Origin of the sequence: Marmoricola sp. Leaf446 (assembly GCF_001424755.1) — a bacterium.
Lineage (GTDB): Bacteria > Actinomycetota > Actinomycetes > Propionibacteriales > Nocardioidaceae > Marmoricola.
On the sequence record NZ_LMRF01000001.1, the window covers coordinates 1 to 13,270 of the forward strand.

Here is a 13,270-nt window from a genome sequence, read left to right on the forward strand (position 1 = left end):
CGGCGCGACGAGCGTGGAGAACGGTCGGCTGCTGTGCGGTCACCACCACCGCCGGGTCCACGATCCGGCCTACCACCACCGGGTCAGGCCCGACGGCAAGGTCGAATTCCACCGACGGGAGTGAGGGTGACCCGGTCGCGGAGCGACCTCCCGAGAGAGTCGGGTCCCAGGTCGTCGTCAGTGGTGCTGGTGCGGCGGCTGGGGCGTGCCGGGGACGAGGTCGGCCCAGAGGGCGATGAGGGCGGCGGCCGTGAGGGCCACGACGAGCGGGGCGTACGACGCGACGACGGGGGTGGCGGCGATGGTGCCGAACAGCCAGCCGAGGAGCGTGCCGCCGACCAGGCTCGAGACCGCGCCACCGATGGAGTGCAGCCCGCCGAGGCCCCGGAGGGCGAAGCCCTGGCAGTAGAGCAGCAACGGCCCCCCGAGCCCGACGACCACCACCTGCTCGAGGAAGCAGCCGAACGGGTCGTTGATCGAGGTGCGGCACCGCTCACCGGTGCCGAAGGCCTCGTAGGCCAGCACCAGGACGTGCACGCCGACGAACGTCACCAGTGCGGCTCGGACCGGACGTCGTGCCCACCAGCGCCGGCGCGGCGCCGCGCCCCCGTCCTCCCGCTCCACGCGCACGTTCCTAGCCCACCTCGCCACCACGGACCGTGCGACACCCGGGAGGGGCCGAAAACGGTTCGCCCCGCACGGGGCCCGCTCCGTAGCGTGGGCGGGTGCGCCACCTCCCCCTCACCCACCCCGGGACCGCCGACCACCGGTCGCCGGACCGGTTCTTGTGGTGGATGGCGCGCGGGCAGTGGCGCACGCTCGTGGTGGCGATGCTGTTCGGCATCGTGTGGATGGGCGCGCAGGCGGTGATGCCCGCGGTGATCGGTCGCGCCATCGACCAGGGGGTGGCGGCGCAGGACCTCCGGACCGTGGCGGCGTACGGCGGCCTGATGCTCGCCCTCGGCCTGGTCCAGGCGGGCAGCGGCATCATGCGGCACCGGTACGCCGTGACCAACTGGCTCACGGCGGCCTACCGCACCGTGCAGCTCGTGGGTCGGCAGACCACCCGGCTGGGCGGTTCGCTGCCACGGCAGGTTTCGACCGGCGAGGTCGCCGCGATGGGCACCAGCGACCTCGAGCACCTCGGCCACGTGATGGACGTGCTGGCGCGGTTCGCCGGGGCGGTCGTGTCGTTCGTGCTGGTGGCGGTGATCCTGCTGCAGACCTCGGTCACGCTCGGGCTGGTCGTGCTCGTCGGCGTGCCGGTGCTGGTGCTGCTCGTCGGGCCGCTGCTCTCCCCGCTGCAGCGGCGCAGCACCGCCCAGCGCGAGCTGATGGGGTCGCTGTCCAACACCGCCAGCGACATCGTCGCGGGCCTGCGGGTGCTGCGCGGGGTGGGTGGCGAGCAGGTCTTCGCCCGCCGCTACGCCGCCGAGTCGCAGCGCACCCGCCGCGCGGGGGTCGAGGTGGCGCGGCTGCAGTCGGTGCTCGACGCGCTCCAGGTGTTCCTGCCCGGTGTCTTCGTGGTCGTGGTGGTCTGGCTCGGCGCGCGGTACGCCGTCGCGGGCGACCTCACCGCCGGCGAGCTCGTCGCCTTCTACGGGTACGCCGCGTTCCTGGTGCTGCCGCTGCGGACCGCCACCGAGTTCGTCAACCGGCTGATCCGGGCCCACGTGTCCGCGCAGCGCCTGGTCAGCTTCCTGGCGCTGCAGCCCGAGCACGCCGACCCGGCCGTGACGCGGCCGGAGCCGCCCGTCGGGTCCGACCTCGCCGACGCGGTGAGCGGGCTGCACGTGCGCGGCGGGACGGTCGTGGCCCTGGTCGGCGAGCGGCCCGACGAGACGGCCGCGCTCGCGGAGCGGCTCGGGCTGGCGACGCCGGCGCGCGACGCGGCGGTGACGCTGGGCGGCGTACCCCTGACGGCGCTGCCGCTCGAGGTCGTACGCCGGCGCGTGGTGGTCTCCGACACCGGCGCGGCCCTGTTCTCCGGGCGGCTGCGCGACGTGGTCGACGTGACCGGGACCGGCGACGTCGGGGCGGCCCTGGCGACCGCGTCGGCGCAGGACGTCGTCGAGGCGCTGCCCGACGGGCTCGACCACGTCGTCACCGAGCGCGGCCGCAGCTTCTCCGGCGGCCAGCGGCAGCGGCTGGTGCTCGCCCGCGTGCTCGCCCTCGACCCCGAGGTGCTCGTGCTCGTCGAGCCCACCTCGGCCGTCGACGCCCACACCGAGGCGGCGATCGCCCGGCGGCTGTGCGAGCACCGCCGTGGCCGGACCACCGTGGTGACCACGTCCAGCCCGCTGCTGCTCGACGCGGTCGACGAGGTGGCCTACCTCCGCGACGGCCGCGTGGTGGCGAGCGGCCGGCACCGCGACCTGCTGGTCTCGGTGCCGGAGTACCGCCTGACCGTGACCCGCGAGGACCTCGAGGAGGTGGCCCCGAGGTGACCGCGACGACCACCCTGCCCGTGGCCCAGGGTCCGCAGGTGCGGCGCTACGCCCTCGACCTCGCCCGTCGCCACCCGCGGATGCTCGGCGCCGCGGTGCTGCTGCACCTGCTCGCGGCACTGGCCGGCCTGGCCGCCCCGCGGCTGCTGGGCGACCTCGTCGAGGGCGTCGAGACCGGCACCACGCTGGCCGCGGTTGACCGGGTGGGGGTGCTGCTGGCCGGGTTCCTGGTGCTGCAGACGGTGCTCACCCGGTTCGCGCGCTACCTCAGCCAGGTGCTGGGCGAGCAGGTGCTCGCCGAGCTGCGCGAGGACTTCGTCGGCCACGTGCTGCGGCTGCCGCTGGGCACCGTCGAGGACGCCGGGTCGGGCGACCTGCTGACCCGCACCGGCCGCGACACCGACCAGCTCGCCTGGTCGGTGCGCTGGGCTCTGCCCGAGTGGACGATCGCGGTGATCACCGCCGTGGTCACCTTCGCCGCCGCGCTCAGCGTCGGCTGGTGGGTGCTGCTGCCGTGCCTGCTCGGCGTGCCCCCGCTGGTGGCCGGGCTGCGGTGGTACCTCGCCCGCGCCAAGGACGGCTACCTGCGCGAGAGCGCGTCGTACTCCGCCATCAACGCGACCCTGACCGAGACCGTCGAGGGCGTCCGCACCGTCGAGGCGCTCGGGCTGGGCGAGCAGCGGGTCGGCGCCGTCGACGACGCCATCGCCACGTCGTACGCCGCTGAGCGCTACACCCTGCACCTGCGCACCGTGTTCTTCCCCAGCATGGAGCTGTCCTACCTGCTGCCCACGGTGGGCACCCTGCTCGTCGGCGGCTACCTCCACACCCAGGGGCAGGTCTCGCTGGGCGACGTCACCACGGCCACGCTCTACGTGCAGATGCTCATCGACCCGGTCGACCGGATCGTCTCGATCCTCGACGAGCTGCAGCTCGGCGCCGCGGCGCTGGCGCGGCTGCTCGGCGTGGCCCAGGTGCCCGACGACCGCGAGGCCACCGGGGTCCGCGCCCACGGCGAGGACCTGCGGGCCACCGGCGTGCGGTTCTCCTACGTCGAGGGGCGCGAGGTGCTCCACGGGGTCGACCTCGCGGTCGCGCCGGGGGAGCGGGTGGCGATGGTCGGGCCGTCGGGCGCCGGCAAGTCGACCCTGGGTCGGCTGCTCGCGGGCATCCACCCGCCGGGCTCCGGCAGCGTCCGCGTCGGCGGCGCCCCGCTCGTCGAGCTGCCGCTGGAGGAGCTGCGCGGCCACGTCGCGCTGGTCACCCAGGAGCACCACGTCTTCGCCGGCACGCTGCGCGAGAACCTCGCGCTCGCGCTGCGCGAGGACGCCGACGACGCCCGCATCCACGACGCGCTGGCCGCGGTCGACGCCGCGGAGTGGGTCGGCCTGCTGCCCGAGGGCCTCGACACCGTGGTCGGCTCGGGCGGGCTGGCGCTCAGCGCCTCGCAGGCCCAGCAGGTCGCGCTGGCCCGGCTGGTGCTCGTCGACCCGCACACGCTGGTGCTCGACGAGGCGACCTCGCTCATCGACCCGCGCGCGGCGCGCCACCTCGAGCGGTCGCTGGCCGCGGTGCTCGAGGGCCGCACCGTGGTGGCCATCGCCCACCGCTTGTTCTCGGCCCACGACGCCGACCGCGTCGCGGTCGTCGAGGACGGCCGCATCGCCGAGCTCGGCAGCCACGACGAGCTGGTCGCGGCCGACGGCTCGTACGCCGCGCTCTGGCGCAGCTGGCACGGCGAGGACGCCCCCGAAGTGGACCAGCGGTAGACCAGTCATCGGCCCTTCCCGCCGCCCGGCCCCCGTAGGGGGCCCGCCGGGAGGGCCGGTGAGCGGCCGGTCGGGCGGGTTTGCCGAGCCGTTGCAGCAAGGCGTTACGGTGACGCCGCATCCCCCTTGCACCACCAGCGCACCACCAGCGCACCATGAGCGAAGGACGAGAAACCCAGACGTGGCACACAAGCTCGTGATCGTGGAGTCGCCCGCCAAGGCCCGCACCATCGAGGGATACCTCGGTCGGGGCTACAAGGTCGAGTCCTCCATCGGTCACATCCGCGACCTCCCCCAGAGCGCCGCCGACATCCCGGCCAAGCTCAAGGGGGAGCCCTGGGCGCGCCTGGGGGTCGACGTCGACCACGACTTCGCACCGGTCTACGTCGTCTCCCGCGACAAGAAGTCGCACATGACCAAGCTCAAGGGCCTCCTCAAGGACGCCGACGAGCTCTTCCTCGCCACCGACGAGGACCGTGAGGGCGAGGCCATCGCGTGGCACCTGCTCGACGAGCTCAAGCCCAAGGTGCCCGTACGCCGGATGGTGTTCCACGAGATCACGCCGGCCGCCATCAACGCGGCCGTGGCGAACCCCCGCGAGATCGACATGGACCTCGTCGAGGCCCAGGAGGCGCGGCGCATCCTCGACCGGCTCTACGGCTACGAGGTCTCCCCGGTGCTGTGGCGCAAGGTCATGTCCGGCCTGTCCGCCGGCCGCGTGCAGTCGGTCGCGACCCGCCTGGTGGTCGACAAGGAGCGCGAGCGGATGGCGTTCCGCGTCGCGTCGTACTGGGACCTCGAGGGCACCTTCGACGCCGGTTCGGACCACGAGCAGCGGATGTTCCCGGCCCGGCTGCACTCCGTCGACGGCACCCGCGTCGCCCGCGGCTCCGACTTCGGCCAGGACGGCGAGCTCAAGGCCGCTGCGGCCAGCGGCTCCAAGGCCGTCGTCCACCTCGAGAAGACCCGCGCCGAGGCGCTGGCCGACGCGCTGTCGGACACCGAGTTCTCGGTCCGCAGCCGCGAGTCCAAGCCCTACACGCGCAAGCCCTACGCGCCGTTCCGCACCACCACGCTGCAGCAGGAGGCCAGCCGCAAGCTCGGCTACGGCGCCTCCCGCACGATGTCGATCGCGCAGCGGCTCTACGAGAACGGCCACATCACCTACATGCGCACCGACTCCACGACGCTGTCGGAGACGGCCGTGAACGCGGCGCGCAACCAGGCCCGCGAGCTGTACGGCGCGGAGTACCTCCCCGACAGCCCTCGCACCTACACCTCCAAGGTCAAGAACGCCCAGGAGGCGCACGAGGCGATCCGGCCCGCCGGCGACGCCTTCCGCACCCCGGCGCAGAGCGGCCTGACCGGCGACGAGTTCCGGCTCTACGAGCTGATCTGGATGCGCACCATCGCCTCGCAGATGCGCGACGCGCAGGGCCAGTCGGTCACCATCCGGCTCGGCGGCGCCGCCGCGACCGGCGAGGACGTCGTGTTCTCGGCCAGCGGTCGCGTCATCACCTTCCACGGCTTCCTCAAGGCCTACGTCGAGGGCAGCGACGACGACGGCGCGACCGACGACCAGGAGACGCGGCTGCCCAACGTCTCCGAGGGCGACCGCGTCACCGCGGCGCAGCTGCGCGCCGAGGGCCACGCCACCAAGGCGCCCGCGCGCTACACCGAGGCGACGCTGGTCAAGGAGCTCGAGGAGCGCGAGATCGGTCGCCCCTCGACGTACGCCTCGATCATCGGCACCATCCTCAACCGCGGCTACGTCTACAAGAAGGGCACCGCGCTGGTCCCGGCGTGGCTGGCCTTCTCGGTGATCCGGCTGCTCGAGGAGCACTTCACCCGGCTGGTGTCCTACGAGTTCACCGCCCAGATGGAGGACGTGCTCGACGACGTCGCCGGCGGGCGTCGTGACCGCAACTCCGAGCTCGGCGAGTTCTACTTCGGCACCCCCGAGGTCGAGGGCCTGCAGAAGCTGGTCAACGAGCTCGGCGACATCGACGCCAAGGAGCTGGCCACCTTCCCGATCGGCGGCCCCGACAGCGGGGTCCACCTGCGGGTCGGCAAGTACGGCCCCTACCTCGAGGGTCCGGGCGACGACGGGACGGCGTACGCCACCAAGGCCAACGTGCCCGACGACCTGCCGCCCGACGAGCTCACCATGGCCAAGGCCGAGGAGCTGCTCGCCAACCCCGCGGGCGAGGAGACGGTGCTCGGCGAGCACCCCGAGACCGGGCTGACCGTGGTCGCGAAGAACGGCCGCTACGGCCCCTTCGTCACCGAGCTGCTCCCCGACGACCCTTCGACGGGCTCAGGACAAGCGCGCAAGAGCAAGGACAAGCCGAGGACGGCGTCGCTGTTCAAGGACATGTCGCTGGAGACCATCGACCTCGACCAGGCGGTCAAGCTGCTCTCGCTGCCGCGCGTGGTCGGCGTCGACGACGACGGCGAGACGATCACGGCTCAGAACGGCCGCTACGGCCCCTACCTCAAGCGCGGCACCGACTCGCGCTCGCTCGCCACCGAGCAGCAGCTGTTCGACATCACGCTGACGGAGGCGCTGGAGATCTACGCCCAGCCCAAGCAGCGGGGTCGCGCGGCTGCCGCGCCGCCGCTCAAGGAGCTCGGCAACGACCCGGTCTCCGGTCAGCCGATGGTGGTCAAGGCGGGCCGCTTCGGGGAGTACGTCACCGACGGTGAGTACAACGCCACCCTGCGCAAGGACGACTCCGTGGAGGAGCTGACCGCCGAGCGCGCGGCCGAGCTCCTCGCCGAGCGCCGGGCGAAGGGCCCGGCCAAGAAGACGGCCAAGCGCGGGGCGAAGAAGACCACCGCCAAGAAGTCGACGGCCAAGAAGACCACCACGAAGAAGACGACGGCCAAGAAGACGACAGCCAAGAAGACGACCAAGAAGGCGGCCGCCGAGAAGTCCTGAGCGTCGCCGGTGAGACCGTAGGGTCGGGGCATGGCTCTGCCTCCCGTGACTCGTGCTGCGGCTGTCCCGGCCGTCCTCCTCCTCACCGCCCTGGCCGCGTGCGGTCAGTCGGCCGACACCTCCGAGCCGAGCGGCTCCCCGTCCCCGTCGGCCTCGGCATCGCCGTCCGGGTCGCCCTCGGGCTCGGCCGGAGCCGTCGAGCCCGGGGCCGCTGCGGACGGGAAGTGCGGTGGCGGGGCCTTCGAGACCACGACGGTCGACCTCTTCCAGGACGCCCGCATCACGGTGCCGGCCGACTGGGAGGTCGAAAGCTTCCGTGCCGGCCTGCAGAACCGCTTCTACCCGCCCGACCGGGACGTCGGCGACGGCTACCTGGCGATCGAGCCGTCGACGCAGACCCTCGACGAGGCCGTCGACGACGTGCTGGAGGCCACGCGGGCATCGGCCAGGACCACGTCGGAGCAGGAGCTCGAGCTGCCGGGGTTCGACGGCGCACGCATGGTCACCTTCGCGTACGACGACAGCACGTTCGCCGTCAACGTGGTGGCGGTCTACCGGGGCTTCCGGCTGCAGGCGAACATGACCCGCGAAGGGGTCCCGGAGGAGCAGCCGGTCGCCGAGTCCTGCCTGAGCTCGATCTCCCGACCGTCCTAGGGGGCCGGCCGGTCGGTCCCCTCCAGCACCGAGCCGGACACGATGGACTCCTGGCCGCACTTCTCGGCCCGGTACGTCAGGACGTGGCGGGCGGGAGAGGTCGGGTCGATGCAGGCGCGGAGCTTCGTGCCCGGGGTCCAGTAGTCGTCGGCCACCGAGTCGTCCCCGCCGTACCAGGTCCCGTCGCGCTCGTAGGCGTAGTCGAAGACGTAGCCGCTGCCCGTGGTGGAGTCGTAGGTCTCCCGGGGGTCGATCACGGTCACCGTCACGCGCTCGGTCAGGGCGCTCTGGTCGTCGCCCCGCGTCACGACGAAGGCTGCGACCGCGAAGAAGCCGCCGAAGAGCACCACGACCGCCAGGGCGGCGCAGCCGAGCGCCTTCATGCGGTCAGGCTCCAGGGACGTACGCGCAGGCTGCGGGTGACCCGCTCGACCAGCTCGGCTCCTGCCTCGTCGTCCGGGACCAGGATGCGGACGACGTGCATGAGCTCGCCGTCGGTCGTCACCACGACGCGCTGGTGGACCAGGTTGCCGCGCACCTCCCCGAACTGGTCGGCGGCCGACGCCGCGGCCCCCTCGACGAAGACGCCCACGTGGGTCTCGCGCAGGGTGTCCGACCCGGGCTCCGGTCCTGGTCGGAGCTGGGTCAGCTCGTGGTTCAGGTGGTGGCGAGCCCCCGTGGCGGTGCCGAGCCGCGTCTCGCGGGCCGCCACCGACAGGCTGAACAGGTCGGACCCGTCGCCCGTCCACTGCCACAGGTGACCGTAGGTGGCACGGACGTGCCGCGGCGCGGTGTCAGGGGCGAGCAACGACACGGGGCCGAGATCGGTCCGCAGCAGCAGGGTGCCCACGTCAGCCTCCCAGCCCGCCGTAGTGCGGCAGGTCCGTCGCGGGGTTCACCCGGATCATCTCGCTGCTCCCGGGCTCGCGGTGCCAGATCTGGGTGGCGGTCTCTCCGGACGCGCCCCACCCGGCCTCCACTTCGCCGAACTTGAAGTCGTACTCGCGGTCTTCCTCGGCGTACTTCTCGATCACGGTCTGGCGCACGTTGAGCTCTCCGTTGGCGAGGGCCAGGTCCTTGGCCCGGTCGATCTCACCGGCCTGCAGGGCCGCCTTGATGTCGTCGAGGGCCGGGTTCTTGGCATCGACCTTGAGCTCGACGTCGACGCCGGCACCGGTGCTGGTGTGGGGGGGAGCGGCGAGGCCCAGCGTGTCGTTGGCCACGGCCCCGTCCATCTTCCCGGCCAGGATGAACGAGTCGAAGTCGCCGTTGTCCTTGATCTTGATCTCTCCCGAGAGCTGTGCGGCAGCGCTGTACCCCGAGTCCTTCTGACCGAGCTCTGCCTCGGCGCTCGCGGCGACCTTGAGGCCGAACTGGTCCTTGACGTGGTCGTAGTACGCCTCGGCACGTCCCTCGACGGCACCGCGCGCCCACGAGGAGTCGAACTCCATCTCGCCGGAGGCGTAGACGCCGGTGCGGAAGCTGTCGATCTCCTGCTCGTTGACGTAGCGGGCCACGTTGAGGGCGACCTCGCGTGGGGCGTCACCCGTGGCGACGTCCCAGACGCCGACGTCCTTGAAGGCCTCGGACCGCAGGTTCTCCAAGAACTCCTGGGCCTCCTGGGGGTTGTCGAACTTCAGGTCCAGGTCGGTCGTGCCCCCGGCGCCCACGTCGGCCTCGGCGTCACCGACCTCGATCTCGCGACCCAGCCCGGCCTCGAGGTGCAGCGAGAGGACGGTGGTGCCGTCGGCCATGACCTTGTAGTCGGCCTGGGCCTTGCCCTCGAACTCGAAGCTGCCGATCTCGGCCTCGAGCTCGAGGTACGCCGAGACGGTGTGGATCGTGACGTCGTCACCGAGGAGGGCCGCCAGCTCTTCGGGGTCGAGGCGGTCCATGCTCACGGGTCGCTGGTTGATGGCGTCGTAGAGCGAGCCCGTCCCACCGTCGGTCTTCCCGTCCGCTGCCGCGGTGAGCGCCGCCGCGAGGTCCAGGTCTGCCTCCTGGGCGGCCATCAGGGCGGCGTCGATGTCGGCAGAGACGCGGTCGACCTCGACGCCCACCGCGTCGCGCTCGAGCGGGTCGTCGTAGGTGCGGGGGTCCTTCACGACGCCGGTCTGCTTGTCGACCGTGAACCCCTTGGCGGCCGCGGAGGACAACGCGTCCTGCAGCGCCTGCTTCGCCGACTTGATGCGGTTCGCGGCATCGTCGAGGTTGACCGTCACGTCCGAGACCTCGGCGGCCATGTCGAGCAGGCGTAGCCGCAGCTTCTCGTGGCCGGTATGGGCGCGCGACGCCGACCCGGCCACCCAGGTGGCCGGCGGCTTCGCCCCGTCGATCTCGTCCTGCAGGTCCACCAGCTTCTTGCGCTTCGCGGACAGCGTGTCGGCGACCTCGCCGAGGGTGCCCGGCTTCCAGTCCAGGAGCGTGTCGATCGAGACCATGGCGGCTCACAGCCCCCCGGTACGGCGCAGCAAGATCTTCTGCTCGACGTCGGCGCGGTAGTCACTGGCGTCATACGCGCCGGCGCTGTCCTCCATGCGCTGGGACTGCGCCTCCGCGTCGTCGTGCCACCCGGTGAAGCGGTCGCGCCACGCCGTGACCAGCTTGGCCGCCGCGGCAGCGCTCTTGCTGCTCGGCAGTGCGGTCGCGACGTCGTCGACGCTCGCGCTGGGGTCGGCCGACGTGACGCCCGTGGCTGCCGACGACATCTCCTTGCTCGCCGCGCGGATGTCTGCGGCGACCGCCTCGAAACCACTCACTGTGCGCGTCCCCCTGGTACGTCAGGGAAACGGTAGGTGATCTCGTGGGCGTCGGCCACGAACTCTCCTGATTCGGGCGTGAACCCGCCAGGACCGTGCGCTGCCGTCGCCCAGCACGGCTACGGTCGGCGCATGCCGTGGCCCGGGTACGTCTTCCTCTCCCTGCTCGCCCTCCTCGTCGTCGCAGCGGTGCTGCTGGTCGTCCACGCCGTGAAGAAGCAGGGGGCGGGCCAGGAGGAGCTCTCGCAGCGGGGCTGGACCGCGTTGCCCGACGAGGCCGGGCCCGACGTGGTCGCCGGGTGGCGAGGCTGGCCCTTCGACCGCGGCACGAAGCCCGGCGACGCGAGGGACATCGCCACCGGGCAGTACCAGGGCGTGCACTTCCTGCACCTGCGGTGGAACCAGCACGAGGGGAGCACCAACGGCGGCGCCAGCAGCGACAACGAGAGCTACACGATCCTCGCCCTCCGGGTGGAGCAGCAGTACCCGCACCTCTCGGTCGTGCGCGGCAACTACAAGGTCGACCGCTCCCGGCTGACCGAGGAGACGGCGGAGTTCGAGACCGGCGACGCGCGCTTCGACCGTCGTTGGCAGACCCTGGGCGACGCCGAGTTCGGGCGGGCGGTGCTCAGCCCGGAGGTCCGCGCCGCCCTCGACGCCGACAACCACGCCCTGGTCTTCCAGCCCGGCTCGATCACCAAGGTCCGGCCCTGGCGCTACTACGCCGGGGAGGACCAGATGACCGAGGACCTCGACCAGCTCGCGGCGGTGGTGCGGCTGGTCCCCACCGAGGTGTGGAAGCGGTACGGCGGCGCGCCGAGGTTCCTGCAGAGCCTGGGCCACGGCCAGGTCGGCGGCTGACACCCCTCCCGCCTAGGGTGTGCGGCGTGCAGGACTTCCCCGGGACGTACGCCGAGACCGGGCTCTTCGTCTGCTTCGAGGGCGGCGAGGGCGCCGGCAAGTCGACCCAGTCCGGCCTGCTCCGTGAGCGCCTCGAGGCCGCCGGCCGCACCGTGCTGCTGACCCGCGAGCCGGGCGGCACCCCCGTCGGCGCCGAGGTGCGCCGCATCGTGCTCGACCCCGCCACCGGCGTGCTCGCCGACCGCACCGAGGCCCTGCTCTACGCCGCCGACAAGGCCGAGCACGTCGAGTCGGTCGTGCTCCCCGCGCTCGCGCGCGACGAGGTCGTGGTGACCGACCGCTACGTCGACTCCACGCTGGCCTACCAGGGTGCCGGCCGCGCGCTCGACCCCGGCGAGCTCGAGCAGGTCGCCCGCTGGGCCACCGGCGACCTGCGGCCCCACCTGACCGTGCTGCTCGACCTCGAGCCGAGCCGCGGGCTGGTGCGCTTCGCCGAGCGCGACCGCATCGAGGGCGAGTCGCTGGAGTTCCACGAACGGGTCCGGGCGGCTTTCGTCGCGCTCGCCGGTGCCGACCCCGAGCACTACCTCGTGCTCGACGCCCGTGCCGAGGTCGACGAGATCGCCGCGCTGGTGTGGTCCCGCGTCGAGGGGTTGCTGGCGTGAGCGACGTCTGGAGCGGGCTGGTCGGCCAGGCCCCGGTGATCGCGCTGCTGCGGCGGGCGGTCGCGGGCGACATGACCCACGCCTGGCTGTTCACCGGACCGCCCGGGTCCGGCCGGTCCAACGCCGCGCTCGCGTTCGCCGCCGGCCTGCAGTGCGAGCGTGGCGGGTGCGGCGAGTGCCACAGCTGCCACGAGGTCTCGGTCGGGTCGCACCCCGACGTGCGCCTGACGCGCACCGAGAAGCTCTCGATCGGCGTCGACGAGGTGCGCGAGCTGGTCCGCACCTCTGCCCTCGCGCCGGCGGGCCGGCGCTGGCAGGTGATGGTGGTCGAGGACGCCGACCGGCTCACCGACCAGGCCGCCAACGCGCTGCTCAAGGCGGTCGAGGAGCCGACCGAGCGCACGGTGTGGCTGCTGTGCGCCCCCACCGTCGAGGACGTCCTGCCCACGATCCGCTCGCGCACCCGCCTGGTCGTGCTGGCCACGCCCTCGGCCGACGACGTCACCGACTTCCTGGTCCAGCACGACGGGTTGCCGGTCGAGACCGCGTCGTACGCCGCCCGCGCCTCGCAGGGCCACATCGGCCGCGCCCGGGCGCTGGCCCGCGACGAGGACACCCGGCGCCGTCGCCGCGAGGTGGTCTCGGTGCCCGGTCGGCTGAAGAACCTCGGCGCCTGCATGGCGGCCGCCGCCGACCTCCACGACCTCGCCAAGGAGGAGGCCGACGCGCTGACCAGCGAGCACGACCGGCGCGAGAAGAGCGAGCTCGAGCGGTCCTACGGCGTGGTGGAGCGGGGCCGGCGGCCCAAGGAGTACGCCCCCGCCCTGCGCGACATGGAGAAGGCCCAGAAGACGCGGGCCAAGCGGCGGGTGCTCGACGTCGTCGACCGGGGGCTGATGGACCTCGTCTCGGTCTACCGCGACGTGCTGACGCTGCAGCTGGCCACCGGCACCGACCTGGTCAACGAGGAGCTGCGCGGCGAGGTGGTGGCCCTGGCGCGTGCCTCGACCGCCGAGCTGACGCTGCAGCGGATCCAGGCGATCTTCGACGCCCGCGAGCAGATGCTGGAGTTCAACGTGCCGCCGCTGCTGGCGCTGGAGTCGATGACCGTCGCGCTGCAGCACCGCGCGCCCGCCTAGGCCGACGGGCTCGGGGCCCCGCCCCTAGGGTGGCG

The 13,270-nt window shown here is 72.8% G+C and carries 12 protein-coding genes; 7 read left to right on the top strand and 5 right to left on the bottom strand.

Annotated elements, in window-relative coordinates; translation table 11 throughout:
* Window positions 1–177: 177 nt before the first annotated feature.
* The gene (locus ASG49_RS00005) at window positions 178–624 is read right to left on the bottom strand and encodes a hypothetical protein (protein WP_156384125.1); all 447 of its coding nucleotides are present in this window, start codon (window positions 622–624) and stop codon (window positions 178–180) included.
* A 101-nt stretch (window positions 625–725) separates the two neighbouring features.
* On the opposite strand from ASG49_RS00005, the gene ASG49_RS00010 reads away from it, so the two are divergent.
* The 4 genes from ASG49_RS00010 (at window position 726) to ASG49_RS00025 (ending at window position 7,811) form a co-directional block, all read left to right on the top strand.
* On the top strand, window positions 726–2,447 hold the full coding sequence (locus ASG49_RS00010; protein ID WP_056535458.1) for an ABC transporter ATP-binding protein: 1,722 nt from the start codon (window positions 726–728) through the stop codon (window positions 2,445–2,447).
* Complete coding sequence (locus tag ASG49_RS00015; RefSeq protein ID WP_235561835.1) at window positions 2,444–4,216, top strand: ABC transporter ATP-binding protein; 1,773 nt, start codon at window positions 2,444–2,446, stop codon at window positions 4,214–4,216. Before ASG49_RS00010 ends, ASG49_RS00015 begins: the two co-directional genes overlap by 4 nt.
* A gap of 181 nt (window positions 4,217–4,397) precedes the next feature.
* Window positions 4,398–7,157, top strand: coding sequence for a type I DNA topoisomerase (topA, locus tag ASG49_RS00020; RefSeq protein ID WP_056535463.1), 2,760 nt, complete (start codon window positions 4,398–4,400; stop codon window positions 7,155–7,157).
* Window positions 7,158–7,187: 30 nt separating this feature from the next.
* Window positions 7,188–7,811, top strand: coding sequence for a hypothetical protein (locus tag ASG49_RS00025; RefSeq protein ID WP_156384126.1), 624 nt, complete (start codon window positions 7,188–7,190; stop codon window positions 7,809–7,811).
* On the opposite strand, the gene ASG49_RS00030 is transcribed toward ASG49_RS00025, so the two are convergent.
* From ASG49_RS00030 to ASG49_RS00045, 4 genes are read right to left on the bottom strand one after another with little or no spacing between them, the layout of a single operon-like run.
* Window positions 7,808–8,194: a hypothetical protein gene (locus ASG49_RS00030; RefSeq protein WP_056535467.1), complete on the bottom strand. Its 387-nt coding sequence runs from the start codon at window positions 8,192–8,194 to the stop codon at window positions 7,808–7,810. The two genes, ASG49_RS00025 and ASG49_RS00030, sit on opposite strands and share 4 nt — an antisense overlap.
* Window positions 8,191–8,661: a hypothetical protein gene (locus ASG49_RS00035; protein WP_056535474.1), complete on the bottom strand. Its 471-nt coding sequence runs from the start codon at window positions 8,659–8,661 to the stop codon at window positions 8,191–8,193. The genes ASG49_RS00030 and ASG49_RS00035 overlap by 4 nt, the downstream gene beginning before the upstream one ends.
* A gap of 1 nt (window position 8,662) precedes the next feature.
* A complete protein-coding gene (locus ASG49_RS00040) occupies window positions 8,663–10,252 on the bottom strand; it encodes a hypothetical protein (RefSeq protein ID WP_056535475.1) in 1,590 nt (529 codons plus the stop codon).
* 6 nt (window positions 10,253–10,258) lie between these two features.
* Entirely contained in the window at window positions 10,259–10,570 is a 312-nt protein-coding gene (locus ASG49_RS00045; RefSeq protein WP_056535476.1) for a hypothetical protein, read from the bottom strand.
* 132 nt (window positions 10,571–10,702) lie between these two features.
* Between ASG49_RS00045 and ASG49_RS19000 the strand changes: the two genes are divergently transcribed.
* The 3 genes from ASG49_RS19000 to ASG49_RS00060 are packed head-to-tail and all read left to right on the top strand — an operon-like array spanning window position 10,703 to window position 13,235.
* Window positions 10,703–11,431 carry a hypothetical protein gene (locus ASG49_RS19000; RefSeq protein ID WP_056535479.1) on the top strand — a complete coding sequence of 243 codons (729 nt, stop codon included), beginning with the start codon at window positions 10,703–10,705 and terminating at the stop codon, window positions 11,429–11,431.
* Between the two features lie 26 nt (window positions 11,432–11,457).
* Window positions 11,458–12,096 (top strand): dTMP kinase, encoded by a 639-nt coding sequence (gene tmk, locus ASG49_RS19005; RefSeq protein ID WP_200936158.1) that lies wholly within the window; start codon window positions 11,458–11,460, stop codon window positions 12,094–12,096.
* Window positions 12,093–13,235, top strand: coding sequence for a DNA polymerase III subunit delta' (locus ASG49_RS00060; RefSeq protein WP_056535486.1), 1,143 nt, complete (start codon window positions 12,093–12,095; stop codon window positions 13,233–13,235). The genes tmk and ASG49_RS00060 overlap by 4 nt, the downstream gene beginning before the upstream one ends.
* Window positions 13,236–13,270 lie beyond the last annotated feature (35 nt).